The sequence below is a fragment of the Cryobacterium sp. Y82 genome (assembly GCF_002929495.1).
Lineage (GTDB): Bacteria > Actinomycetota > Actinomycetes > Actinomycetales > Microbacteriaceae > Cryobacterium > Cryobacterium serini.
On the sequence record NZ_PJJJ01000033.1, the window covers coordinates 214,607 to 238,085 of the forward strand.

Annotated in this window: 23 protein-coding genes; 19 read left to right on the forward strand and 4 right to left on the reverse strand. The window is 64.2% G+C overall.

The features are described from left to right. Window positions 1-12: 12 nt before the first annotated feature. Window positions 13-414 (reverse strand): DUF1844 domain-containing protein, encoded by a 402-nt coding sequence (locus CXY70_RS10845; RefSeq protein WP_104192367.1) that lies wholly within the window; start codon window positions 412-414, stop codon window positions 13-15. A gap of 194 nt (window positions 415-608) precedes the next feature. Between CXY70_RS10845 and infC the strand changes: the two genes are divergently transcribed. From infC to pheT, 10 genes are all read left to right on the forward strand, one after another. After that, window positions 609-1,331, forward strand: coding sequence for a translation initiation factor IF-3 (gene infC / locus CXY70_RS10850; protein WP_369852438.1), 723 nt, complete (start codon window positions 609-611; stop codon window positions 1,329-1,331). After that, a complete protein-coding gene (gene rpmI / locus CXY70_RS10855) occupies window positions 1,324-1,518 on the forward strand; it encodes a 50S ribosomal protein L35 (RefSeq protein ID WP_092111710.1) in 195 nt (64 codons plus the stop codon). The genes infC and rpmI overlap by 8 nt, the downstream gene beginning before the upstream one ends. Window positions 1,519-1,567: 49 nt before the next feature. Beyond that, complete coding sequence (gene rplT, locus CXY70_RS10860; RefSeq protein WP_104192368.1) at window positions 1,568-1,960, forward strand: 50S ribosomal protein L20; 393 nt, start codon at window positions 1,568-1,570, stop codon at window positions 1,958-1,960. 138 nt (window positions 1,961-2,098) lie between these two features. After that, window positions 2,099-2,899, forward strand: coding sequence for an RNA methyltransferase (locus tag CXY70_RS10865; RefSeq protein WP_104192369.1), 801 nt, complete (start codon window positions 2,099-2,101; stop codon window positions 2,897-2,899). Between the two features lie 103 nt (window positions 2,900-3,002). Next, window positions 3,003-3,791 carry an amino acid ABC transporter ATP-binding protein gene (locus tag CXY70_RS10870; RefSeq protein WP_104192370.1) on the forward strand — a complete coding sequence of 263 codons (789 nt, stop codon included), beginning with the start codon at window positions 3,003-3,005 and terminating at the stop codon, window positions 3,789-3,791. A 92-nt stretch (window positions 3,792-3,883) separates the two neighbouring features. Continuing rightward, complete coding sequence (locus CXY70_RS10875) at window positions 3,884-4,750, forward strand: glutamate ABC transporter substrate-binding protein (protein ID WP_104192371.1); 867 nt, start codon at window positions 3,884-3,886, stop codon at window positions 4,748-4,750. A 93-nt stretch (window positions 4,751-4,843) separates the two neighbouring features. Continuing rightward, window positions 4,844-5,491: an amino acid ABC transporter permease gene (locus CXY70_RS10880; RefSeq protein ID WP_104192372.1), complete on the forward strand. Its 648-nt coding sequence runs from the start codon at window positions 4,844-4,846 to the stop codon at window positions 5,489-5,491. After that, window positions 5,488-6,339, forward strand: a complete 852-nt coding sequence (locus CXY70_RS10885) for an amino acid ABC transporter permease (protein ID WP_104192373.1) — start codon at window positions 5,488-5,490, stop codon at window positions 6,337-6,339. Before CXY70_RS10880 ends, CXY70_RS10885 begins: the two co-directional genes overlap by 4 nt. 116 nt (window positions 6,340-6,455) lie before the next feature. Continuing rightward, a complete protein-coding gene (pheS, locus tag CXY70_RS10890; protein ID WP_104192411.1) occupies window positions 6,456-7,532 on the forward strand; it encodes a phenylalanine--tRNA ligase subunit alpha in 1,077 nt (358 codons plus the stop codon). Next, window positions 7,532-10,177 (forward strand): phenylalanine--tRNA ligase subunit beta, encoded by a 2,646-nt coding sequence (gene pheT / locus CXY70_RS10895; protein ID WP_104192374.1) that lies wholly within the window; start codon window positions 7,532-7,534, stop codon window positions 10,175-10,177. Before pheS ends, pheT begins: the two co-directional genes overlap by 1 nt. Window positions 10,178-10,440: 263 nt before the next feature. Here pheT and CXY70_RS10900 read toward each other — a convergent pair whose 3' ends face one another. Beyond that, the gene (locus CXY70_RS10900) at window positions 10,441-11,412 is read right to left on the reverse strand and encodes a hypothetical protein (protein WP_104192375.1); all 972 of its coding nucleotides are present in this window, start codon (window positions 11,410-11,412) and stop codon (window positions 10,441-10,443) included. Between the two features lie 364 nt (window positions 11,413-11,776). On the opposite strand from CXY70_RS10900, the gene argC reads away from it, so the two are divergent. The 7 genes from argC (at window position 11,777) to argH (ending at window position 19,957) form a co-directional block, all read left to right on the forward strand. Then, on the forward strand, window positions 11,777-12,823 hold the full coding sequence (argC, locus tag CXY70_RS10905; protein WP_104192376.1) for an N-acetyl-gamma-glutamyl-phosphate reductase: 1,047 nt from the start codon (window positions 11,777-11,779) through the stop codon (window positions 12,821-12,823). Next, window positions 12,820-14,001 (forward strand): bifunctional glutamate N-acetyltransferase/amino-acid acetyltransferase ArgJ, encoded by a 1,182-nt coding sequence (gene argJ, locus CXY70_RS10910; protein WP_104192377.1) that lies wholly within the window; start codon window positions 12,820-12,822, stop codon window positions 13,999-14,001. Before argC ends, argJ begins: the two co-directional genes overlap by 4 nt. A 2-nt stretch (window positions 14,002-14,003) precedes the next feature. Continuing rightward, on the forward strand, window positions 14,004-14,918 hold the full coding sequence (gene argB / locus CXY70_RS10915; RefSeq protein ID WP_104192378.1) for an acetylglutamate kinase: 915 nt from the start codon (window positions 14,004-14,006) through the stop codon (window positions 14,916-14,918). Further along, on the forward strand, window positions 14,915-16,096 hold the full coding sequence (locus tag CXY70_RS10920) for an acetylornithine transaminase (protein WP_104192379.1): 1,182 nt from the start codon (window positions 14,915-14,917) through the stop codon (window positions 16,094-16,096). The genes argB and CXY70_RS10920 overlap by 4 nt, the downstream gene beginning before the upstream one ends. Before the next feature lie 101 nt (window positions 16,097-16,197). Beyond that, a complete protein-coding gene (gene argF, locus CXY70_RS10925; RefSeq protein ID WP_104192380.1) occupies window positions 16,198-17,127 on the forward strand; it encodes an ornithine carbamoyltransferase in 930 nt (309 codons plus the stop codon). A gap of 184 nt (window positions 17,128-17,311) precedes the next feature. Then, window positions 17,312-18,511 (forward strand): argininosuccinate synthase, encoded by a 1,200-nt coding sequence (locus CXY70_RS10930; RefSeq protein WP_092111682.1) that lies wholly within the window; start codon window positions 17,312-17,314, stop codon window positions 18,509-18,511. 9 nt (window positions 18,512-18,520) lie between these two features. Beyond that, window positions 18,521-19,957, forward strand: a complete 1,437-nt coding sequence (gene argH, locus CXY70_RS10935; RefSeq protein WP_104192381.1) for an argininosuccinate lyase — start codon at window positions 18,521-18,523, stop codon at window positions 19,955-19,957. Between the two features lie 58 nt (window positions 19,958-20,015). Here the strand turns inward: argH and CXY70_RS10940 are convergent, their stop codons facing one another. Together CXY70_RS10940 and CXY70_RS10945 are read right to left on the reverse strand one after the other, a co-directional pair. After that, window positions 20,016-20,615: a hypothetical protein gene (locus CXY70_RS10940; RefSeq protein ID WP_104192382.1), complete on the reverse strand. Its 600-nt coding sequence runs from the start codon at window positions 20,613-20,615 to the stop codon at window positions 20,016-20,018. After that, window positions 20,612-21,232, reverse strand: a complete 621-nt coding sequence (locus CXY70_RS10945; RefSeq protein WP_104192383.1) for a DNA-binding protein — start codon at window positions 21,230-21,232, stop codon at window positions 20,612-20,614. Before CXY70_RS10945 ends, CXY70_RS10940 begins: the two co-directional genes overlap by 4 nt. Before the next feature lie 144 nt (window positions 21,233-21,376). Here CXY70_RS10945 and tyrS point away from each other — a divergent pair, with 144 nt between their 5' ends. Both tyrS and CXY70_RS10955 read left to right on the forward strand, forming a co-directional pair. Next, window positions 21,377-22,678, forward strand: a complete 1,302-nt coding sequence (gene tyrS, locus CXY70_RS10950) for a tyrosine--tRNA ligase (protein WP_233205890.1) — start codon at window positions 21,377-21,379, stop codon at window positions 22,676-22,678. A 138-nt stretch (window positions 22,679-22,816) separates the two neighbouring features. Then, window positions 22,817-23,356, forward strand: a complete 540-nt coding sequence (locus CXY70_RS10955) for a GNAT family N-acetyltransferase (RefSeq protein WP_104192385.1) — start codon at window positions 22,817-22,819, stop codon at window positions 23,354-23,356. Window positions 23,357-23,479 lie beyond the last annotated feature (123 nt).

The window sequence follows — 23,479 nt, forward strand, 5'->3', positions numbered from 1 at the left end:
GTCGGAAGGAAGTTAGTTGACCGGGCCGGTGTACTTCTCACCGGGGCCCTCGCCGATCGCGTCGGGGAGAGCGGACGCCTCGCGGAACGCGAGCTGCAGGGAGCGCAGGCCGTCGCGCAGGCTGCGGGCGTGCATGTCGGCGATGTCGGGAGCGGCGGCCGTGACCAGTCCGGCGAGGGCCGTGATGAGCTTGCGTGCTTCGTCCAGGTCGATCTGGGCCTCGGGATCTTCGGCGAGGCCGCACTTCACGGCGGCCGCGCTCATCAAGTGCACCGCGGCCGTGGTGATGATCTCCACAGCGGCCACATCGGCGATATCGCGTGTCGCCTGCGCCGCCTCCTGCTCAAGAACCGCATCGTACTCAAGGCTCGCATCCTGCTCAAAACCTGTATCGTGCTCAAAACTTTGGCTCATTGCATTCCTCTGCTAGACTCATTATTGGTTCCGGGACAATAGTCTCGGTACGAAAGTGGAGAATCTCCCACCCGCGCATACCGCTTCATCAAGGTTACCGGGTAGTTCGCACTCCGCCGTCGTTTCATCACCTCCCTTGGGGAAGGTGGCAGAGCGAGGGTAGACAGGGTGTCGTGTGAAGCAGGTTAACGAGAATGTTGGCTTGGAAAACGCGTGATTTTCCTCTCTTCGTCCCCAGTCGGCATCCGCTGGCTGGTTGTGATCACGAAGTTAACCAGGAGGAGAGACGCATCAGCGATCCCCGTACAAATGACCGTATACGCGTCCCCGAAGTTCGTCTCGTTGGTCCCAACGGCGAGCAGGTCGGGGTCGTGGCGATTGATGTTGCCCTGCGCCTGGCACAGGATGCCGACCTCGACCTCGTCGAAGTTGCACCCGAAGCCAAGCCGCCCGTGGCCAAGATCATGGACTACGGCAAATTCAAGTACGAGGCTGCGCAGAAGGCCAAGGAGGCCAGGCGCAACCAGGCGAACACGATCCTCAAAGAGGTTCGGTTTCGTCTCAAGATTGATACGCACGACTACGAGACCAAGCGCAAACGCGCAGAAGGCTTCCTGAAGAGCGGTGACAAGGTCAAGGCCATGATTCTTTTTCGTGGCCGTGAACAGTCCCGGCCCGATCAGGGCGTACGACTGCTCCAAAAATTTGCCGAGGATGTCGCCGAGTACGGTTCCGTGGAATCTACTCCGATGATCGACGGTCGAAACATGGTCATGGTGATTGGCCCGTTGAAAAACAAGTCAGAAGCCAAGGCTGAGATTAACGCCCACAAGGCTGCCGAGAAGGCAGACAAGGTCGCCGATAAGGCAGACAAGGTTGCCGACAAGGCAGCGAAACAGGAGGAACCACATGCCTAAGATGAAGACCCACTCCGGAACCAAGAAGCGTTTCAAGGTCACCGGCAGCGGAAAGATCATGAAGCAGCAGGCCGGACTTCGACACAACCTCGAGGTCAAGAGCACGCAGCGCAAGTCCCGTTTGAACCAGGACCAGGTGCTGGCTAAGTCGGATCAGAAGACCATCAAGAAGCTTCTCGGTCTGTAATTTTTAGGTCAGTAAACAGGCCTCGTTAACGAATAAGGATTTGTAAAAAATGGCAAGAGTAAAGAGGGCCGTAAACGCCCACAAGAGTCGCCGCGTTATTCTCGAACGCGCCAAGGGCTACCGCGGTCAGCGTTCACGCCTGGTCACCAAGGCCAAGGAGCAGCTCACTCACTCCTTCACCTATAGCTACCGTGACCGTCGCGCACGCAAGGGCGACTTCCGTCGCCTGTGGATCCAGCGGATCAACGCTGCATCGCGCGCGAACGGCCTTACCTACAACCGTCTGATCCAGGGCCTCGGCCTGGCTGGCATCGAGGTTGACCGTCGTATCCTCGCCGACCTGGCCGTCAACGAGGCAGCGACGTTCGCCGCCCTCGTCGAGAGCGCCAAGGCAGCCCTTCCCGCCGACACCTCGGCACCGAAGATCGCCGTCACGGCGTAAAGCGCTACCTGATCGATTCATCACCGGTTGCCTCCTGGGCGTTATGTGGTGAACCGGTCAAAATTTCAGATGGAGGAGCGGGCGACCTGGTCGCCCGCTCCTTTTTTGTACCCAACGTTGTGCCCCTAAACTGGGTACATGCTTGATAATCCACGTTCACCGCGCGTCCGTTCCGTCGCAAAACTTGCCAAGCGCGACGCGCGCCTCGAGTCCGGTCTGTTCCTGCTCGAAGGCCCGCAGGCCGTTTCCGAAGCCCTCACCTTTCGTCCAGAGCTCGTCGTGGAGCTGTTTGCGACGCCCACCGCGCTCGACCGCTACACCGACTTGGCCCAGAAGGCCGTAGACGCCCAGGTCGAGGTGGAGTTCGTCTCCGAAGAGGTGCTCGAGGCCATGGCCGACACGGTCACCCCGCAGGGCTTCGTGGCTGTCTGCCACCAGTTCCCCACGTCGGTAAAAAAGATCTTCAACGCCGAACCCAAGCTCGTCGCGATTCTCGAAGAGGTACGCGACCCGGGCAACGCCGGCACCATCATTCGGGCAGCGGATGCCGCGGGCGCGGATGCCGTCATCCTCACCGGTCGCAGCGTCGACCTGTACAACCCCAAGGTCATCCGTTCCTCGACCGGCTCCATTTTTCACCTGCCCGTCGCTATCGCGGCTGATCTCTCCGACGTGCTCGATCGTGCCAAGGCCGCCGGGCTGCAGCTGTTCGCCGCCGACATCAAGGGCTCGGACTTGCTCACAGCCCGCAACGAGGGGCTGCTCGCGAAACCGACCGTGTGGGTTTTTGGTAATGAAGCTCGCGGCTTGACCGACGAAGACCTGGCCCGGGTCGACCGCAGTGTGAGCGTACCGATCTACGGCGAAGCCGAGTCGATGAACCTCGCAACCGCGGCATCCGTTTGCCTGTATGAGAGCGCGTTCGCCCAGCGCGCCTGACGTACTGCCTAGCACAAATACGCGATGCCCGGACTGTTACAAAAGCGTTGCTGTCCGGGCATTTGGCATGTCCAGACAGGCGTTCTGTCCTAAGTTAGGGAGTATGGAGCCCACAGATTCGTCCCCGGCCACCTCGAACATCACCGTTCGTCGGGGCGAACCGCTAGTCGTCGTTAAAGACATCAACAAGCACTACGGAGAACTGCACGTTCTCAAGAACATTAACGCCGTGGTCAACCGCGGCGAGGTGGTCGTGGTCATCGGACCGAGCGGGTCGGGCAAATCCACCCTGTGCCGGGCGATCAACCGCCTCGAAACCATCGATGACGGTGTCATCACCATTGACGGTGTGAAGCTTCCTGAAGAGGGCAAAGCACTGGCCCGTCTGCGCGCTGACGTCGGAATGGTCTTTCAGGCGTTCAACCTGTTCGCGCATAAGACCGTGCTCGACAACGTCACTCTCGGTCCAATCAAGGTGCGTGGCCTGTCGAAAGCTGACGCCGAGAAGAAGGCCATGGCTCTGCTCGAGCGAGTTGGCGTGGCCAACCAAGCTGGCAAAATGCCGTCCCAGCTCTCAGGTGGCCAGCAGCAGCGCGTCGCCATCGCGCGCGCCCTCGCCATGGAGCCGAAACTGATCCTGCTCGACGAACCGACCAGCGCCCTCGATCCCGAGATGATCAACGAGGTGCTTGAGGTCATGGTCGACCTCGCCAACGAGGGTATGACGATGATCGTCGTCACCCACGAGATGGGCTTCGCCCGCAAAGCTGCGGACCGCGTCATCTTCATGGCCGAGGGCGAAATCGTGGAAGAGTCTTCACCCGAGGACTTCTTCACGAATCCGCAGAGCGCGCGCGCGCAGGACTTCCTGTCCAAAATTCTCGACCACTAACCCGTCGCACGCCCACTCGCGCGGCGTCACCGACTACAGGGTCGTAACAACTTATCCTGACAACTCCCTTCCCAACCAGAAAAGGAATCACAATGCGTAAGAAACTCAGTCTCCTGGCCACAGCAGCCACGGCGGCACTGCTTCTGGCCGGATGCGCCGGCGGAGATACCACAGACACGGGATCGTCCGACGCTCCCGCCGAAGTTACGCTCACCGGTAGCCCCACGTACGACGCCATGGTGGAAGCCGATACCGTGCGTATCGGCGTCAAAGAAGACCAGCCCGGCCTAGGGTTCCTCGATGCCGGAACCGGAGAACGCTCCGGCTTCGACATTGAGATCGCCAAGTGGGTGGCCGAGTCCCTGAGCTTCTCCGAAGACAAGATCGAGTTCATCGCCATCCCGAGCGCGAACCGCGAGTCCGCCATCGTGAACGGTGACATCGACTACTACGTTGGCACCTATTCGATCACCGACAAGCGGAAAGAGCAGATCGACTTCGCGGGACCGTACTTCATCACCGGCCAGGGCATCCTGGTCGCCGCTGACGACGACTCCATCACGAGTGAGAATGATCTGGCCGGCAAAACCGTCTGTTCCGCGACCGGCTCCACGCCGATCCAGAATATCAAGGACAACTACCCCGACACCGAAACCGAAGAGTTCGACACCTACTCGCAGTGTGTTGAGGCCCTCAAGGATGGTCAGGTCGACGCGGTCACGACCGACCAGGCCATCTTGCTCGGCTACGCCTCGCAGGATTCCGACAACCTCAAAGTCGTCGGCGAGCCGTTCTCGGTCGAGAATTACGGTGTGGGCCTGCCGAAGGGTGACGACGCTCTACGCGGCTTCATCAACGACATGTTCACCGACGGCAACGACACCTGGCAGACCATCTACGACGAGACCCTGGGTCAGTCGGGCACGGCCGTTGAGCAACCCGCGGTTGACGCCTACTAGTCACCGCGTCTAAGGGTCGGTGGCGACACATTCGTCGCCGCCGTCCAGGCTCAACGCTTTTACTAAACAAGAACGAAAGGAGAGGTTCGGACCATGGACACCCTGCTCAATAACCTCGACGTCTTCGTCGACGGGTTCGCTTTGACGATTCAGGTGTTCCTCTGGTCCGCCCTCTTTGCCTTGATTCTTGGTACCGTCGTCGGTGCCATGCGTGTGTCCCCAGTCGCCCCGATGCGCGCGGTCGGTACCGGCTATGTGAACCTTGTGCGGAATACCCCGCTGACCCTGCTTATGTTCTTCTTCGCTTTCGGGTACCCCAAGCTGGACCTGCCGAGCGTGAGCTATACCACCCTGTCCATCTTCGCTCTCAGCCTCTACTCGGCCACCTACGTCGCCGAAACGCTGCGCGCCGGCATCAACACGGTCCCGCTCGGACAGGCCGAAGCCGCCAGAGCCATCGGACTGACCTTCGGTCAAAGCATGTCGCAAATCCTGATGCCCCAAGCCTTTCGCGCGGTCATCCCACCAATGATGAGTGTTTTCATCGCCCTGCTCAAGAACACGACGGTCGCCGCCGGATTCTCTGTCGCCGAGGCGGGGGCCATTCGAGCCACGCTCTCGGAGCGCGGCGAACCTGCCATCGTCGTTCTGCTTTGGGTGGCCTTGCTCTTCGTGCTTTTGGTCGCGATTCTGTCTTTTGTCCAGCGCAAACTGGAAAACGGTTTGAAGGTACTGCGATGAGTAACGTGCTGTTTGACGCCCCTGGCCCTCGCGCACGGGTGCGCCACCGCTACATTGGTGCGGTAACCCTGGCCGCCGTAGTCGGAATTTTCGCGTTCATCCTGCTCCGCTTCGTTGAAACGGGGCAGTTCACAGCCGACAAATGGGAACTGTTCACGATTCCGTTCGTGCATGCGAAAATTCTTGAAGCCACGGTCGCTACGCTCCAGGCGTTTGGACTCGCCGCCCTGCTCAGCCTTATTCTCGGACTGCTCCTTCTGGTCGGCCGGGTGTCCAAGCACCGCTGGATCAGCGTACCGACCTACCTGTTCGTGGAACTTTTCCGCGCTATCCCTCTGCTCATCCTCATGATGATCATGTACTACGGCCTGCCGCCGCTCGGCTTCAGCTTCGTGACGCCCTTCATTGCCGTGGTTACCGGGCTAACGCTCTACAACGGCTCCGTGCTGTCTGAAGTCTTTCGGGCCGGAATCGAATCGCTGCCCATGGGCCAGGCCGAAGCTGCCTACGCGATCGGCATGAGCAAGACGCAGGTCATGCGCATGATCCTGCTGCCGCAGGCCCTGCGTGCCATGGCACCAGTCATCGTGTCGCAGCTCGTCGTTGTGCTTAAGGACACAGCGCTCGGCTTCATCGTCACCTACCAGGAACTCTTGTACCTCGCCAAGTTCTACGGTGCACAGCCCAACTACGGCTCACCGATCATTCCATCAACCATTGTTATGGCTGCGATCTACATCTCGCTCTGCTTGCTGCTCGCGGGGGTCGCCAAGTACATCGAGGTTCGCACTAAGCGCGGTCCAGCCAAGAACATCAGGGCGCAGCAACTGGTCAACGAAGCCGCCTAGTTCGCTACAAAGCGTCGCGAACAGATGCCCGACCCGGCTCGGATCAGCGCCCCCACGGGCCGGCCCCGGGCACAGACCCACTAAACTTGGGCCTTGTGTCTGTTCCCAGCGTTCCCATTGATCCCACCACGTCATCCGATCCGGCGGCAGGAGACCCGGCAGAGCCGTTGATCTCCGAAGCCGCGGTAAACGCCGCGGTTGACGCCGCCCTCGACGCCATCGCCGTCGCGGAGACGACCGCCGCGCTGAAGCTCGTGCGCAGCGAGCATGCGGGGGAGTCCTCACCGCTGTCGAAGCTGAACGCTCTGATGCGCAGTGTGCCCGGCAACCAGAAGGCTGCAGTAGGCAAGCTCGTGGGCCAGGCCCGCGGTACCGTCACCAAGGCGTTGACCGCCCGCGAAGACGACATCGGTAGCGCTGAAGCCGCCGCCCGCCTCCTCGCTGAAACGGTCGACGTCACCGCCGCAGCGTCGACCTGGAAGGCCGGGGCGCGGCATCCGATCTCGCTGCTCAGTGAACGAGCCGCCGCCGTCTTCGTGGCGATGGGCTGGGAAGTGGCGGAAGGGCCGGAGCTCGAGAGCGAATGGTTCAACTTCGACGGGCTGAACTTCGACGAGGACCACCCCGCCCGCGCTATGCAGGACACGTTCTTTGTCGAACCGACGGATGCCCACCTCGTGCTGCGCACGCAGACCTCACCCGTGCAGCTGCGCGCGTTGCTCTCGCGCGAGCTGCCGGTTTACGTGGTTGCGCCCGGACGGGTGTTTCGCACCGACGAACTCGACGCGACCCACACGCCGGTGTTCCACCAGATCGAGGGCATCGCCATCGACAAGGGCCTGACCATGGCCAACCTGCGCGGCACTCTCGACCACTTCGTGCAGGCCCTGTTTGGTCCAGAAGCAAAGGTGCGTCTGCGCCCGAACTACTTTCCGTTCACCGAACCCAGTGCGGAGCTCGATGTCTGGCACCCCACCTTCAAGGACGGTGCACGCTGGATCGAGTGGGGTGGCTGTGGCATGGTGCATGCCAACGTGCTGCGCGCCGCCGGAATCGACCCCGAGGTGTACTCCGGATTCGCGTTCGGTGTGGGCGTGGAACGAGCAGTGATGTTTAGAAATGACGTAAAGGACATGCACGACATGGTCGAGGGCGATATTCGGTTCAGCCAGCAGTATGGGATGACGGTCTAATGCGGGTTCCACTTTCCTGGCTCGGCGAATTCGTTGACCTGGCCCCCGGCACCACGCCGGAAGACGTGCATGCTGCCCTGGTAAGCGTCGGCCTCGAAGAGGAAGACATACACCGCTTCCAAGTGTCCGGCCCGATCGTGGTTGGTGAGGTGCTCGAATTCGTCGGCGAAGAGCAGAGCAACGGCAAGACGATCAACTGGTGCCAGGTGCGGGTTGCGCCGGGCGACGAGCTCGCCGCTGACGGCGGTCCCGCCATTCACGGCATCATCTGTGGCGCCCACAACTTCGCCGTTGGCGACAAGGTCGTCGTGACCCTGCCCGGCGCTTCGCTGCCGGGCCCCTTTCCGATCGCGGCCCGCAAGACCTACGGTCACGTCTCCGACGGCATGATCGCCTCCGCGCGTGAACTCGGCCTCGGCGACGAGCACGACGGAATTCTGCTGCTGGCTTCGCTCGGCATAGACGCCCCGGCCGGAACGGATGCGATTCCCCTGCTCGGCCTCGACGACAGTGCTGTCGAGATCAATGTCACCCCGGATCGCGGCTATGCCTTCTCCGTTCGCGGCGTTGCCCGCGAATACTCGCACGCGACCGGTGTGCCGTTCCGGGACCCCGCGCTGGCACTGACCGTCGTGGCCCCGGTCACCCGGTTCCCGGTGACGATCGACGACCAGGCGCCGATCCGGGACCGGATCGGAGCAAGCGTATTCATCACCCGCGTCGTGCGCGGCGTCGATCCGACCCGGCCGACCCCGGCCTGGATGATCGCGCGCCTGGGGCTGGTCGGTATCCGCTCGATCTCGCTCGTTGTCGACGTGACCAACTACGTGATGTTCGAGCTCGGCCAGCCGTTGCACGGCTACGACCTCGACAAGCTGGCCGGTGGCATTATCGTGCGGCGTGCGACGACCGGGGAGAAGTTCACCACGCTCGATGCGGTCACCCGCACGCTCAACGTTGAAGATTTGCTGATCACCGATGAATCTGGGCCCATCGGCCTGGCTGGCGTGATGGGCGGGGCGAGCACCGAGATTAGCGCGCAGACCGTCAACGTGCTCGTCGAGGCCGCCAACTTCGACCCGGTGTCGATCGCGCGCTCGGCCCGTCGCCACAAGCTGCCGAGCGAGGCGAGCAAGCGTTTTGAACGCGGTGTCGACCCGCGCGTGGCCGCTGTCGCTGCCGCCCGCGTCGTGCAGCTGCTCGTGGACCTCGCGGGGGGAGTCGCCGACGATCTCGGTTCGGTCTACGACGAGGCTCCGGTACCCCAGCCGATTCTGTTGCCGACCGGGTTCGTGTCGGGCCTGATCGGCCTCGCCTATACCGGCGACGAAGTGCGTGATGCCCTGGTCGACGTCGGTGCTTCGCTGGCCGAAGTTGACGGCGACCTGCAGGTCACCCCGCCGAGCTGGCGCCCCGACCTCACCGATAAATGGACCCTCGCCGAGGAGGTCGCCCGCATCGTCGGCTACGACCGCATCCCCTCGGTGCTGCCCGTCGCACCGCCCGGCCGTGGCCTGACGCTCACCCAGACCCTGCGACGCACGGTTGCGCAGACACTCGCGGCCACCGGTCACTTCGAGGTGCTGACCTACCCGTTCGTCTCCGAGCGCGCGAACAATCTGTTCGGCGTGGCCGTTTCACCCGCTCTAGTGTCTGCCGGCGCAGTGGATGCTGGCGCGAGCACGGTGGACGTGGCATCCCCTCTGTCGATCTCGGTGCCGCTTTCTGTGCCGCAGATAAAGGTTGCTAACCCGCTCGACGGCGAGGCGCCATTCCTGCGCACCTCGATGCTGCCCGGCCTGTTGCAGATCGCGCAGCGCAACCGCTCACGCGGACTGGTCGATGTGGCCATCTACGAGCAGGGACTGGTTTTTCGGCCCGAGGCCGGGGTGAGATACGGCACGGCCGTGCTTCCGGCCGGCGCTCGGCGTCCCAGCGCCGAGGCGGAGGCGGCCCTGAACGCGGGAGTTGTGCCGCAGCCGCTCTTGGTCGGGATCGTTCTCGTCGGCAATGACGTTCGGCACCAACCCGGACAGCCCGCCGTTGCCGCGGGCTGGCAATCTTCGCTGGCCGCTGCGCAGCAGGTGGCGTTGGCCACCGGCGTGCGCATCGAGGTGCGGCAGGGCCAGCACCCGGCGATGCACCCGGGTCGCACCGCCGAACTGTTCGTCACGTTGCCGGCCGCGTCCGTGCAGGACGGGACCGTTTCGGGTTCGACCGTGTCGGTGGGATTCGCCGGAGAACTACTTCCCACTGTTGCCGACGACTATGACCTTCCCGCTGTCGTGGCCGTTGCCGAGATCAACCTCGGGCTCGTCTTCGCGCAGGCCGGCGGTGACTTGACGGTCACGCCGATCCGCACGATGCCCGCCGCGACGCAGGACCTTTCCCTCGTCGTTTCGGTTTCGGTGCCGGCTGCCGCCCTGCGCGCGGTCGTCGCCGAGGGGGCCGGCGATCTGCTCGAGACCATCGACCTGGTCGACGACTATCGCGGTGCTGGGGTCGAGCCCGGAAAGAAGTCGCTCACCTTCGCCCTGCGTTTTCGCGGCGAGGAGCGCACACTGACCGCCGCCGAGGCCAGTGCCGCCCGCCTGTCCGGGGTTGCCCTCGCTGGGGATCGATTCGGCGCGACCCTGCGCGAGTAGCCTGCCGGGGCATCCGCTGGTCGCGGCACTCGTTAGGGACGCGGGCACTCAGTGCCCGGGGTGCCGCGAACTGTAACGAGTGCCGTGAGTCGTCCCCATCAGGGGGACGCGGGGGATCCGCGTGTGGTGGCACTCGTTTGGGACGCCGGTATTCTTTGCCCGGCGTGCCGCGAGTCACGGGAGGTGCCGCGAACTGTAGCGAGTGCCGTGAACCTGAAGGATGCCGTGAACTGTAACGGGTGCCGCGAACGCAGGGGGTAGTGTCAGCGGGCGCGCGGCATACCTTTTTCACAGAGAAAGCGGTAGAACTCGCCGGCATTGAGGGCCAAGTTCCACCCCCACCGGTTGAAACTCGTCACAAATGGGCGAAGTGCGCTCTCCCGGTCCTTCTCAGCGACGACGACCTCCACCACGTCTTTCCCGTTCATGACCGCCGCACGGGTGTACTTGATGTGCCCGTCAAACTCTCCGATCTTGCGCACGCCCCGCCAAAAATAGTCCACGAAATAGGAGCGGCCAACGACGTCAAACCGCACCTGAAGTTCGGGAATCTCGAACTTCAGTTGCTCGAACCGCACTCTGCTGAGCGACTCGCCAGCGTTGGCCGAGAGTTCGTCGGCAAAGGTAATGGCCCGCTCGGCGGCCTGTCGCCCCGTACGGGGACGCACCGCCTCCAGTTCGGCGAAGAGTATTGCCTTCGTGATCGCGGGCACACCCGGGATCGCCACCCGCCTGCTTTCCTGGTGGAGCACGTGGTCGATCATTGTCACTCCGGTGAGAAAACTGCCACCGGCAGCCATGTCGACAAGGGTGCGGGCGAGGCTGGTCACCGCGACACCGCTGATGAGTGTTGTATTCGGATCGGCGACGGCGCGATGCGTGGTGACGAGCCGCTGACTGCTGCCGCCCTGAGCTTCGGGGACGAGGGCATGTACAGTGGCGGGCCACGCGCCAATCAGCGGCAGTCCATGCATGGCCGCGGCGGAATGATGCGAAAGCACCAATGGTCGTTTGGCCGCACCGGCAGTGGCACGCGCGAATAGACAGTATTGCCCATCGGAACCAACCGCCTGCCACTTTGCGCCGAGGGCGTACCAACCACGTCGAAGACGCCGGAGCTCGCCGCGTCTCACCAGCAGGTCCACGGCGTGCGCATTCATACCGCTCACACGAAGGGCATCGGCCGTGATGAGGCCGTCGCCGAGCACATCCTGCGTTTCCAAGGCCTCCAACATGTTCCCACCCTGCCGCGAAACCGGGGCCGGTCCTCGTGTGGCGCAACATCTGTGTGGAACTCGGCACGAGCAGTCACTGTGCAGAGAGCGGATCCTTTCGACTCTCGTGGCACTCGTTCGGGAAGCGGGCACGCAGTGCTCGGGGTGCCACGAACTCCTACGCGTGCCGCGAGTCGCGCCTGGGTGCTGGCGCGCGGCATCCGTCGTCGCGGCACTCACACGGGAAGCCGGCACATTTAGCTAGAGGTGCCGCGAACCAACAGGGGTGCCGCGAACACAAACGGGTGCCGCGAACCGTGCCGCGGGCGTGACGCCCCGCGCGAGCGCGGAAACAGTGCCGCCGGGGCCGCGCTAGGTTTAACACATGGTTTTTTCGGTGGCAGTGGCAGGCGCGAGCGGGTATGCGGGCGGCGAACTGCTGCGGCTGCTCGCCGGTCACCCTGAATTCGAGGTGCGCACGGTCACCGCGCACAGCAACGCCGGGCAGCGCCTGATCGACGTGCAACCACAGCTACGTTCGCTCGGCCACCTGACCCTCGTCGACACGACCCCCGAAAATCTCAGCGGCCACAACGTGGTCTTCGTGGCCCTGCCACACGGAAAATCCGGCGAGCTGACCGCGCACCTGCCTGCCGAGACCCTCGTGGTGGACTGCGGCGCCGACCACCGGCTCGAGAGTCCCGACGACTGGGCCGCGTTCTACGGCGGCGACCACTTCGGTGCCTGGACCTATGGCGTACCCGAACTGCCCACCGCCCACGGCAAACAGCGTGACAAAATCGACGGCGCGCGCCGCATCGCAGCGCCCGGCTGTAACGCCAGCACGGTTGCGCTTGCCCTAGCCCCCGGCATCCACGCCGGCGTGATCGAAGCGCAGGACCTCGTCGCCGTACTCGCCGTGGGCCCGAGCGGCGCCGGCAAGAGTCTCAAGCTGCCGAATCTCGCGGCCGAGATCCTCGGCTCGGCCAACCCCTACGCCGTCGGCGGCACCCACCGGCACATTCCCGAGATCGTGCAGTCGCTGCGCTGGGCCGGAAGCACCACCGACGCCACCATCTCGTTCACGCCGGTGATCGTACCGATGTCGCGCGGCATCCTCGCGACGGCGACCGCCCGGCTGGTACCCGGAACGACTGCCGCCGCCGTGCGGGCCGCCTGGGAGAGCGCCTACGCCGACGAACCATTTGTGCACCTGCTCCCCGAGGGACATTTTCCACGCACGGCCGATGTGCTCGGCGCCAACACGGCGTTGATCGGACTGGCCGTCGACGAAGCAGCCGGCCGCGTCGTCACCATCACGGCCATCGACAATCTGGTCAAGGGCACTGCCGGCGCCGCCATCCAATCCGCCAACATTGCCCTCGGTCTGACCGAAACGCTCGGTCTGACCATGAATGGAGTTGCTCCGTGAGTGTCACCCTTCCCGCCGGTTTTGCTGCTGCCGGCGTCACGGCCGGCCTGAAAAAGTCCGGCGGGCTCGATCTCGCCCTCGTGCACAACCTCGGCCCGCTGCAGAACGCCGCGACGGTGTTCACCAGCAACCGCTGCCAGGCCAACCCCGTCATCTGGAGCACCCAGGTCATGAGTGACGGCCGGGTCAGCGCAATCGTGCTCAACTCCGGCGGCGCCAACTGCTACACCGGCAGCATCGGCTTTCAAACCACGCATGCCACCGCTGAAGCCGTTGCGACCCGCCTCGACATCTCCTCCGGCGACGTTTTGGTCTGTTCCACCGGCCTGATCGGTGAACAGCTCAACCTCGACCGCATCACCGCCGGCGTCTGGGACGCGACACTTTATATCAAAACGGATGACGCAACGACGCCCGCAGCCGGCCTTCTGGCCGCGCAGGCGATCATGACCACCGATACCCGACCGAAGCAGGCCGCGCACACCTCTGCTGCCGGTTGGAGCATTGGCGCCATGGCCAAGGGAGCAGGCATGCTGGCCCCGGGGCTTGCCACGATGCTCGTGGTCATCACAACCGACGCTGTGCTCGACTCGGCCGACCTCGACACGGCGCTTCGCGCCGCCACCCGAGTCACCTTCGACCGCCTCGACTCCGACGGCTGCATGTCGACCAACGACACCGTGAGTCTGCTCTGCTCAGGGGCCAGCGGCGTCGCCGCCGACCAGAACGAATTCAACGCCGCCCTCGTCGAGATCTGCCGCGACCTGGTCTTGCAGTTGCAAAGTGACGCGGAGGGTGCCGCGCACGACGTGGCGATCACGGTCACCAACGCGGTCTCCGACGACGAGGCCGTCACGGTGGCCCGCGCTGTCTCGCGCAGCAACCTGTTCAAGTCGGCCATCTTTGGCAACGACCCGAACTGGGGACGGGTGCTTGCCGCCGTCGGAACAGTGCCGGTGGAGCACGCCGCCTTCGACCCCTACGGCATCGACGTCGCCATCAACGGAGTACAGGTGTGTACCGCGGGCGAGCCCGACCAGCCGCGCGAGCTCGTCGACCTGTCGGGCCGCGGCGTGACTGTGCTGATCGACCTGCATGCCGGTAGCGAAACGGCCACCCTATGGACCAACGACCTCACCCACGACTACGTCGAAGAGAACAGCGCATACTCGAGCTGATCATGACCGAAACACCGAGAACTAACGCCGACGAGACCAGCCGGGCCGAAGCATCCGTCAAAGCGGCGACGCTGATCGAAGCGCTGCCGTGGCTCAAACGCTTTCACGACCAGATCATTGTCGTGAAGTTCGGCGGCAATGCCATGGTGAGCGAAGAGCTGCAGCGCTCGTTCGCCGAAGACATGGTCTACCTGCGGTACGCGGGTATCCGACCGGTCGTCGTGCACGGCGGCGGCCCGCAGATCTCCGCCATGCTGGCGCGCCTCGGCATCGAGAGTGAGTTTCGCGGCGGCTACCGGGTGACCACGCCCGAAGCGATGGACGTGGTGCGCATGGTACTCACCGGCCAGATCAATCGCGACCTGGTCAGTCACATCAACCAGCACGGCCCGCTCGCCGCCGGACTCTCCGGTGAAGATGCCGGACTGTTCCGCGGACGACGGCGTGGCGTCGTCATCGACGGCGAAGAGGTCGATCTCGGGCTCGTCGGCAACGTCATCGGCGTCGACCCCGAAGCGGTGCTCGCCCAGCTCGCGGCCGGCCGCATACCGGTGGTCTCGTCGATCGCGCCCGATACGGATGTTCCGGGCCAGTCCCTCAACGTCAACGCCGACGCTGCTGCTGCCGCGCTCGCGATCGCGCTGGGCGCGGCCAAGCTCGTGATTCTCACCGACGTCGCCGGACTCTATCGCGACTGGCCGAACCGGGATTCGCTCGTGTCGATCATCGATGTGGCCGAGTTGCGGGGCTTACTGCCCGAGCTGGAATCGGGCATGATTCCCAAAATGACGGCTTGCCTCGACGCGGTTGACGGCGGCGTCGCCAAGGCCGCGATCATCGACGGACGAGTGCCGCACTCGATCCTGCTCGAAATTTTCACTGGAAGCGGCATTGGCACGGAGGTAGTACCGGCATGACTGAAGATTCCTGGCAGGATCGGTTCGCCGACGCAATGATGCGCACGTTCAGCCCGCCACTGGCCATGCTCGTTCGCGGTGAGGGCTGCTACGTCTGGGACGAGAAGGGCACGAAGTATCTCGACTTTCTGGCCGGCATCGCCGTGAATTCGCTCGGCCACGCGCATCCCGAGGTCGTCGCCGCCGTCACGAAACAGATCGGCACGATCAGCCACGTCTCCAACTATTTCGCGACGCCGCCGCAGATTGAACTGGCCGAACGCCTCAAGCGCATCACGGGCGCCGGTGAAACGGGCCGCGTGTACTTCTGCAATTCCGGTGCCGAGGCCAACGAGGCCGCGTTCAAACTGGCCAGGCTCAACAACAAAGGACATCGCAGTCGAATCATCGCGCTGCACGACTCCTTTCACGGTCGTACCATGGGCGCGCTCGCCCTCTCGGGTAAGCCGCACATGCGTGAGGCGTTCGAGCCCGTGCCCGGCGGTGTCGAACACATTGACAGCACGATCAAGGCCCTTGAGGCGACCATCGACAACACCGTCGCCGCCCTGTTTCTCGAACCGGTCAAGGGCGAGGCCGGCGTCATCGACCTGCCAGACGGCTATCTTAAGCGAGCCCGCGAACTGTGCACCGAGCACGGTGTGTTGCTCATCCTCGACGAAATCCAGACCGGTATCGCCCGCACCGGCGCCTGGTTCGCCTACAACCATGCTGACATTCTTCCGGATGCCGTCACCATCGCTAAGGGGATGGGTGGCGGCGTTCCCATTGGCGCGCTTGTCACCTTCGGGTGGGCCTCCGAGCTGTTCCGGCGCGGGCAGCACGGTTCGACCTTCGCCGGCAACCCGCTCGTCACGGCGACCGCGAACGCAGTGCTCGGCGTGATCGAACGTGACGATCTGGCCGCCAACGCCGCCCGCCGCGGCCGCCAGCTGCGCGAGATCCTTCTCGGCTTTAACTCGCCTTGGATCGAGGAAGTCCGCGGGCGAGGACTGTTGCTCGGCATTGGCCTGACCGAGCCGGTTGCTTTAAAGCTCGGCGCCTCCGCTCTCGCCCAGGGTCTCATCATCAATGCCGCCAACGAGACGAGCATTCGCGTCGCCCCACCGCTGATCGTCGGGGATACCGAACTCGCTGACTTCACGGAGCGGTTCGGGCGAGCACTGGCCAGCCTCTAGGCTGGACGAATCCCACTTTGCGCGGGTTGCGACCGGTGCGGGACTATTCACCGGGGGAGCAGCATCCGCTCACCTATTGCTCGACAACCGAAAGTGACACCGTGACCCGCCATTTCCTGCGCGACGACGACATCTCCCCGGCCGAACAGGCCGAGATTCTCGATCTGGCCCTGGAGCTGAAGCGAGACCGATTCGCGGTGCGCCCGCTCGTCGGTCCGCAGACCGTCGCGGTTATTTTTGACAAGTCCTCCACGCGCACCCGGGTGTCCTTCGCGGTCGGTATCGCCGACCTCGGCGGTAGCCCCCTCATCATCAGCACCGCGAACAGCCAGCTCGGTGGCAAAGAGACCGCCTCCGACACGGCCCGCGTGCTCGAACGCCAGGTCGCCGCGATCGTCTGGCGCACCTACGGCCAGGCTGGACTCGAGGAAATGGCGCTCGGCACGACCGTGCCCGTCATCAACGCGCTCAGCGACGACTTTCACCCGTGCCAGCTGCTCGCCGACCTGCTCACCATCCGCGAACACCGCGGCGACCTCGTCGGCCAGACCCTCGCCTTTCTCGGCGACGGAGCCTGCAACATGGGCCAGTCCTACCTCCTGGCGGGCGCAACTGCCGGCATGCACGTGCGCATCGCGTCTCCGGCCGGGTATACCCCGAACGACCAGGTGGTAGCGGATGCGACGGCCATCGCCGCCCGCACCGGCGGCTCGGTTGCCCTGTTCACCGACCCACGCGAAGCCGTCACCGGCGTCGACGTGGTCATCACCGACACCTGGGTGTCGATGGGTAAGGAAGACGAGAAGGCCACCAGGCTCGGGGACCTCGGTCAGTATCGGGTCGATGCCGCTCTGATGGGCCTGGCCAAGCCTGGCGCCCACTTCATGCACTGCCTGCCGGCCGACCGCGGCTACGAGGTGACCGCCGACGTTATTGACGGGCCGCAGAGCATTATCTGGGACGAGGCCGAGAACCGACTGCACGCCCAGAAGGCGCTGCTGGTCTGGCTGCTCGCGCAGAACGCGGCCTGACCGTCCCAGCCGCAGGCATCCGCGAGCGTCTTCGACCGGGCCCGGGCCCGGAAACTGGGCCCACGATAGATCATGGGCCTGCTTTGCGGGCCCGGGCCCGGAAAGAGTGAGGGAACCGGGCGGACGACCGGGGGCGCGGGCCCCAGCACGTAAACTTTAGACAGATCAAGATTTAGGGAGAACCATGGCGGAACGCGTTGTACTCGCATACTCGGGCGGACTGGATACCTCGGTCGGCATCGGCTGGCTCAAGGATGCTACCGGCAAAGAGGTCGTAGCCCTCGCCGTCGACGTCGGACAGGAGGGCGAAGACATGGACGTGATCCGTCAGCGAGCCCTCGACTGCGGCGCCGTCGAATCCATCGTCATCGACGCCAAGGACGAGTTCGCCAACGACTACATCGTGCCGACGCTCAAGGCGAACGCCCTGTATCAGAAGCGTTACCCGCTCGTTTCGGCCATCAGCCGTCCGCTGATCGCCAAGTACCTCGCCTCGACCGCAAAGGAACTCGGCGCCGACAGCGTCGCCCACGGATGCACCGGCAAGGGCAACGACCAGGTTCGGTTCGAAGCGGCCGTCGCCGCCCTTGCTCCCGAGCTGACCTCGCTCGCCCCGGTGCGCGACTTCGAACTGACCCGTGACAAGGCCATCGAGTACGCGGCCAAGCACGACCTGCCCATAGCGCAGTCGAAGAAGAGCCCGTATTCCATCGACCAGAACGTCTGGGGTCGCGCCGTTGAAACCGGCTTCCTGGAAGACCCGTGGAACGCGCCGATCGAAGACCTCTACACCTACACGCAGGACCCATCGGTCACCCGCGCCCCCACCGAGGTTGTCATCTCGTTCGAACAGGGAGTGCCCGTCGCCATCGACGGCAAGAAGGTCTCCCCGCTGCAAATGATTCAGCTGATGAATCGCCTCGCCGGCGATCAGGGTGTCGGCCGCGTCGACATCGTCGAGGACCGCCTGGTCGGAATCAAGAGCCGCGAGATCTACGAAGCTCCGGCCGGTATCGCCTTGATCGCCGCTCACGAGGAGCTTGAAAACATGACCCTGGAGCGCGACGTTGCCCGCTACAAGCGCGGCGTCGAGAGCAAGTGGGCCGAGCTCGTCTACGACGGCCTGTGGTTCTCCGGTTTGAAGAAGAGCCTCGACGTGTTTATCGAAGACACGCAAAAGTACGTGACCGGCGATATCCGCTTGAAAATGCACGCCGGCAGCGCCGTCGTGACGGGGCGCTCGAGCACGACCAGCCTGTACGACTTCAACCTCGCCACCTACGACACCGGCGACTCCTTCGACCAGACCATGGCCAAGGGTTTCATCGAACTGTGGTCGCTGCCGAGCAAGGTGGCCGCACGACGCGACGCCGCCGCGAAGTAGGGCGCCGAAGTGTCGAGTGAGAAGAACGCGAATCGCGCCGGCAAGGCGGGCGCCCTTTGGGGCGGCCGTTTCGCCGGGGGACCGTCGCCGGAACTGGCACGGCTGAGCAAGTCGACGCAGTTCGACTGGATGCTGGCCGAATACGACCTGCAGGGCAGCCGCGCGCACGCCCGCGCCCTCGCCGCCGCCGGGTATCTCACCGACACCGAACTTACCCAAATGGTCGGCGCGCTCGAAGAACTCGAGCGCGCCGTCCTCGCCGGCGAATTCCTACCCGCCGAGGCCGACGAAGACGTGCACTCCGCTCTCGAGCGGGGCCTGATCGACATCATCGGCGTCGAGATCGGCGGCAAGCTCCGCGCCGGCCGCAGCCGCAACGACCAGGTCGCAACGCTCGTGCGCATGTGGCTGCGCGACCACGCCGCCACCCTCGCCTCGCTCGTCATCGAACTCATCGATGCCCTCGCCGCCCAGGCCGAAGCGCACGAAAGCGCCATCATGCCCGGCCGCACCCACCTGCAGCACGCCCAGCCGGTGCTGCTCGCGCACCACCTGCTGGCGCACTGCTGGCCGCTCGTGCGCGACCTCGACCGCTTCGCGGACTGGAATCGCAGAGCGGATGCGTCCCCCTACGGTTCCGGCGCCCTCGCCGGCAACACCCTCGGTCTCGACGCACGCCTCGTGGCCGTGGACCTCGGTTTCGCCGCCGTGGTCGAGAACTCCATCGACGGCACCGCAAGCCGCGACCTGGTCGCCGAATTCGCCTACATCACCGCGCAAATCGGCATTGACATGTCGCGGATGGCCGAAGAGATCATTCTCTGGAACACCCGCGAATTCGGTTTCGTCACCCTCGACGACGCCTACTCCACCGGCTCGTCGATCATGCCGCAGAAGAAGAACCCTGACATCGCCGAACTCGCCCGCGGCAAGTCCGGCCGCATGATCGGCAACCTCACCGGGCTGCTCACCACGCTCAAGGGGCTTCCGCTCGCCTACAACCGCGACCTGCAGGAAGACAAGGAACCGGTCTTCGACTCGATCAACACCCTCGAAGTGCTGCTGCCCGCCTTCACCGGCATGGTCGCCACCCTCACCTTTCACACCGAACGCATGGCCGAACTCGCCCCGCAGGGGTTCTCCCTCGCCACGGATGTTGCGGAATGGCTGGTCAAACGGCACGTGTCGTTCCGTGACGCCCACGAAATCACCGGTTCTTTGGTGAAGTTCGCTGAGACCAACGGACTCGACCTGCACGAAGTTGACGACGAGGCGCTGCTCGCGATCTCGCCGCACCTCGTACCCCAGGTGCGCGAGGTGCTCACCATTCGCGGATCGGTCGAGAGTCGTGACGGTGCCGGCGGAACCGCATCCGTACGCGTCGCCGAACAGCGTGCCCAGCTCGTGGCCCGCGTGCGCGACCTGACGGCCGCCCTCAGCCGGTAGACCATGCCGATTCGGCGGCGCTCAGCTGGGCCTGCCTGCGAGGAGCAAAGCCGGTACGTTAGGTCAGGGCCATTGGTACGAGGGCGGCGCAGGCGCACGCCCAGATCAGGCTCGATAGGGTGCCGATGATGAACCGCTCACGCGATTCGGCCGCGGCCAACTCCGTGAAGCGGCCAACACCCTTGATGGCGACGACAACGGCGATCGCTTCGGGAAAACCGGCCAGGATCGCGCCGGCCACGGCGAGGCGTTCCAGGATGCCGATGGTCACGCCGCCGCGCAGCACCTCATGGGTCTCCGGATCGCTGACCCCGGCCATGGTGGGGGCGGGTTTGCCGGCGTTCAGCACCATGATTCCGCCATGCTGGCCCGGCGGTACCGAGTTGTTGGTGGCGAGATCGAGCGCCAGTACAGCGATCGGGCCGCCCCCGATCACGGCGAGGGCGACGGCGAGCATGCCGATCACGATACCGAAGGCGCTCGGGCCGGCGCCAACGGTCACCGCGGCGAGCAGGAGGGCAACGACGAGACCTGCCATGGCCCAGATCGCGAAGATCTGTCGGTGCAGTTTGAAGGCGATCGCGGCGCAGGTGAGCGAGGCGAGCGTGACCAGAAGCAGGGCGACCCAGTAAAGAAATGTAAGGACGGTAAAGGTCATGCGGAATTATCCGTTTCATTCGGGAGATGATCGAGCTGCTCCAGCAGCCTAACCAACGCCGGCCGCGCCGCCTGCTCAACCCGGTACTGCGCGGCTTTGAGCCGTTGGCTCACGGCACCGGTCGTGATTTCGAGTTCTGCAGCGATATCGATTTGGGCCAATCCGGCTTCGAATAGGTCGCCGGCCTGCCAGCCCTGTGGGGTTCGACGTTGACGCAGCAGCAGGAGCATGGTGAAGAGCGCCTCAACGCCGCCGGAGGCGGCATATGTCGGGTCAACCTCGAGCGCAAAGTGCGCTTCGGTTCTTTTAGCGCGCAGCACGGCGTCGCGGGCCGCGATGAAAGCGCCGCCGGTGGCCTGTCTGGTCGACGCCGGTAGGGGAGTGCGCACGGTTCCGACACCGAGCCCAACGCTCCAATGGGCGGAACGATGCAGCGCGAGAATCGCGTCGAGCGTGGGCCGGGCCGCCGATAGGAGCAACTGAATTTCATCGCCGGCCGTCTGGTCGGGCGGCAGGCTGAACGCGTCGGGGCTCTGCGCCACGAGTTGCGCGATCATCTCCCGCGCGCGATCGTGATCGTTACGGCTGCCGATCTGGTCGGCGGTGATGACAAACATGGTCTCAGGCTCCGTCCTGCATTCAGCCTAGTTAAGCCCACAGGCTAAATCAAGCTAATTGTAGGCTCTAACCTAAAGTAATCTGCAAAGGAACGGATGCTGCCAGTACTTCGGGCAACTGCCCCGGCTGATAATCTAAAGCGCGTGTCAGACCCCACCATTCTTGCCCAGCAGACCAATGATCCCTCCTTCGACTCGGTGTGGGAGGAGATCAACTGGCGCGGGCTCGTGCACGTCTCCACCGACGAGACCGAGCTCAAGGCTCTGCTCGACGGTGACCCGATCACCTACTACTGCGGATTCGACCCGACCGCAGCGAGCCTGCACCTCGGTAACCTGGTGCAGTTGCTGCTGATGCGGCGCTTGCAACTGGCGGGACACCATCCGCTTGGCCTGGTCGGAGGCTCGACCGGTCTCATCGGCGACCCGCGTCCCACGGCCGAGCGCACGCTCACCCCCGCCGACACCGTCGCGGAATGGGTCGGTTACCTGCAGGCGCAGGTATCGCGGTTTCTCAGTTCGGAGGGCGACAACGCCGTCACGCTCGTGAACAACCTGGACTGGACCGCGCCATTGAGCGCCATCGATTTCTTGCGCGAAATCGGCAAGTACTACCGTGTGGGCACCATGCTGAAGAAGGATGCCGTCAGCGCGCGCCTCAATTCCGACGCGGGCATCAGCTACACCGAGTTCAGCTACCAGATACTGCAGGGCCTGGATTACCTCGAGCTGTTCCGCAGCTACGGCTGCGTGCTGCAAACCGGCGGCAGTGATCAGTGGGGCAACCTCACGAGCGGAACCGATCTCATCCGTCGCGCCGAAAGCGGCACGGTGCACGCCATCGGCACCCCGCTCATCACCAACAGCGACGGCACCAAGTTCGGCAAGAGCGAGGGCAACGCGGTGTGGCTCGACCCGAACCTCACGAGCCCCTACGCCTTCTACCAGTTCTGGCTCAACACCGACGATGCCGACGTGGTCTTTCGGCTCAAGGTGTTCACTTTTCTTTCCCGCGGTGAAATCGAGCGGTTCGCCGAGCTCGTCGAAAACGAACCGTTCCGGCGTGAAGCGCAGCGCCGGCTCGCACTGGAAGTGACCAGCCTCGTGCACGGGCACTCAGCGACGGATGCTGCCATCCACGCCGCCGAGGCACTCTTCGGTCAGGGCAACCTCGCCGAGCTGGATCCCGACACCCTCGAGGCTGCCCTGCGCGAACTTCCACACACCACGACGTCGCCGCACGCTACGGTTCTGCAGCTGCTCGTGGACACCGAACTGTCGAAGAGTATCGGTGAGGCCCGACGCGCCGTACAACAGGGTGGGGTGTACCTGAACAACGAGAAGGTCACAAGTGTCGACCTGACCATTGAAGGATCAGTGCTTCCAGGGGGAGTAGCGGTGCTGCGTCGCGGCAAGAAAACGCTCGCGGGAATTTTCGTCGAGTAGTTCTGCCTAGCGGCGTGTCATCCGCTGCCTGCCCGGGTATAACGCGCAACCCGTCAATACCGCTACCGCAGCGACAGTCGGCTTTGCGCGGGCGGGTCGGTTGCGCGGGGCGGCAGGTGGGGGTGGCAAGATGTCGTCGTGGAAACTCTTCGAACTGAACGCCTGTTGCTGCGCCCCTGGACCCTCGATGACACCGACTTCATCTTCGGGCTGTACTCGCTCTGGGCTGTGCAACAACACATCGGGTTGCATCCACGAGTGATAACAGATCGCGCCGAGGCGATCGCGGTGATCAAGCACTGGGCGGGAATGGAGCATCCCATTCACGCCGTTCGGGCGGTAACGGATGCCAACACCGGCGAAATATTTGGCAACCTGCTGCTCAAGTCGATTCCGGCTTCGAGCCCGGTCGCGCCGCTCGAGCCGTCTGGGGACACCGAGATCGGCTGGCACTTTCACCCGAACGCTTGGCATAACGGCTATGCGACCGAAGCGGCAGCTGCGGTACTGGCCGAAGGCTGGAAGACCGGGCTCGACCGAGTGGTGGCCGTCACGACTCCGAGTAACCGCCCCTCGCAGCGTGTCTGCCTGCGCATCGGCATGACTCATAAGGGCAGAACCGACCAGTACTACAACTCTGTGAGCGAACTCTTCGTGGCCGACGCCCCCGAATCATAACCAGCTGTCTCAACAGGCGAGGCTCGGCCTGCGTGGGCTGGGGAGCGGATGCGGGGCTGCGACACGCCCGGGTGGGGGGCGTTTTGACGGGTGGGTGTGGGGACCGTAATGTATCTATACGTA